Here is a 1,990-nt window from a genome sequence, read left to right on the forward strand (position 1 = left end):
CAAGTGGAGAAAGAAGCACTTTTAATGGAAAAAAATGACAAAAACAATATGCGCTTAGAGGAAATCAAAAAAGAAATTGAGAATAAAAATGAGAAAAAGAAAAGCTTGGAAGTGCAGTTTGAAAGCGAAAAACAGGTTTTTAACGATATTGCAAACATCAAAATCAAGATTGACTCTTTGCGAACAGAGAGTGAGCTAGCCAAACGCAGTAGCGACTTCAACAAAGCAGCGGAAATTGATTATGGCAAGATTCCCGAGCTAGAAAAAGAATTGGAATCCCAAAATGCAAAATGGGTAAAAATGCAAGAGGCAGGGACATTGCTTAAAAATGCTGTGCTACCAGAATCTATAGCCGCTGTGATTAGCCGATGGACACAGATTCCGATTAAAAAAATGTTACAAGATGAAAAGGACAAGATTTTAGACATTGAGAACGAATTAAAAAAAGATGTTGTAGGGCAAGATAAAGCACTGCGCGCAATCGCTAGAGCCATTAAACGCAATAAAGCGGGATTAAGTGAGCTCAATCGTCCCATTGGCAGTTTTTTGTTTCTTGGACCCACAGGTGTTGGCAAAACAGAATCAGCCAAAACCCTTGCGCGATTCCTCTTTGATAGCGAAAAGAATCTCATACGAATGGATATGAGCGAATATATGGAAAAACACGCAGCAAGTCGCCTTGTTGGTGCGCCTCCGGGATATGTCGGCTATGAGGAAGGTGGGCAACTCACTGAAGCTGTTCGCCGCAAACCTTATAGTGTCGTGCTTTTTGATGAGATTGAAAAGGCACACCCTGATGTGTTTAATATGTTATTGCAAGTTCTTGATGATGGACGTTTGACAGACAATAAAGGCGTTACGATTGACTTTAGAAACACAATTATTATTTTGACAAGCAATATCGCAAGCAGTGCGATTATGGAGCTAAAAGATGAGCAAGAGCGCGAAAATGCAGTAAAAGATGCATTGAAAAACTATTTCAAACCAGAATTTTTGAATCGCTTAGATGATATTGTGATTTTCAATCCACTTGGATTAGAGCAAATTACATACATTGTGGAGATTTTGTTTAAAGGAATCCAGAAAAAACTTGTTGAGCGCGATATTCACATTACATTAGAGCCAAGCGCAAAAGAGTTTATTGCAAAAGTTGGTTTTGACCCAACCTTTGGTGCGCGTCCGCTCAAACGAGCACTTTATGAAGAGATAGAAGATAGGCTAGCGGATTTAATTTTAGAGGGCAAAATCAAAGAGGGAAGTAAAGTTGCTTTTTATGCACAAAATGATGCAATCCAAACACGCATAGAATAATAGCTATTTTAGGGCATTTTCGCCCTATTTTTAAGATTCTTCATTTTAATTTAATATTTTTTTGCTATCATCACAGCCTTACTTTATTTTTTAATTCGGAGTATAGCGCAGTCTGGCTAGCGCACACCCTTGGGGTGGGTGAGGTCGTGGGTTCAAATCCCGCTACTCCGACCATTCTTTAATTGATTTTATTTATCTCTATTTTATTTATGGAATTGACATTCTAGTATTCTTGATTTGCGAAATCCACATAGAATCTGTTTGCGTTCTCACAAGTGTAATCCAAAAATACCTTTTTATTACAACTCTCTAGTAGTTTTGATTTTTCTTTTACATTTTCAAATCTTAGGTTTGGAGAAACTTTCCTCTAAGAAAACCAAAAAACCCTCTAAGATTTCTAACTCCTTGCGCCATATTGGTGCGTTGCAATGACTTCAAACAACCTTATAAGGTTTCAAATTTGCTCCAAAAAACCTACAACATAATTTTTATCCTCATAATTTTAGATTTCAATGTTGTTTATACGATTCATTAAAAGCAAATGTCCTTTCCATATTTATCGTAAATTAGTATAAATTTATGTGATTTCTATAAACTTGTATCCAAAGGAAACATTTATAATCAAGAATCTTGCCACTCCTAAGAGGGTGAAATATACTACGCATTGCAAATGTAAGCA

1 protein-coding gene and 1 tRNA gene are annotated in these 1,990 nt (G+C 36.5%); both read left to right on the top strand.

Translation table 11 applies throughout. The features are described from left to right. Nucleotides 1–1,311: AAA family ATPase (locus Q1553_RS07980; RefSeq protein ID WP_300842905.1), on the top strand; the 1,311-nt coding region annotated here is incomplete at its 5' end. Nucleotides 1,312–1,407: 96 nt separating this feature from the next. Next, nucleotides 1,408–1,485 (top strand) — tRNA-Pro (locus tag Q1553_RS07985). The last annotated feature ends 505 nt before the right edge of the window (nt 1,486–1,990 follow it).

This window comes from Helicobacter sp. UBA3407 (assembly GCF_949747025.1).
In the GTDB taxonomy this organism is placed as follows: Bacteria; Campylobacterota; Campylobacteria; order Campylobacterales; family Helicobacteraceae; genus Helicobacter_D; species Helicobacter_D ganmani.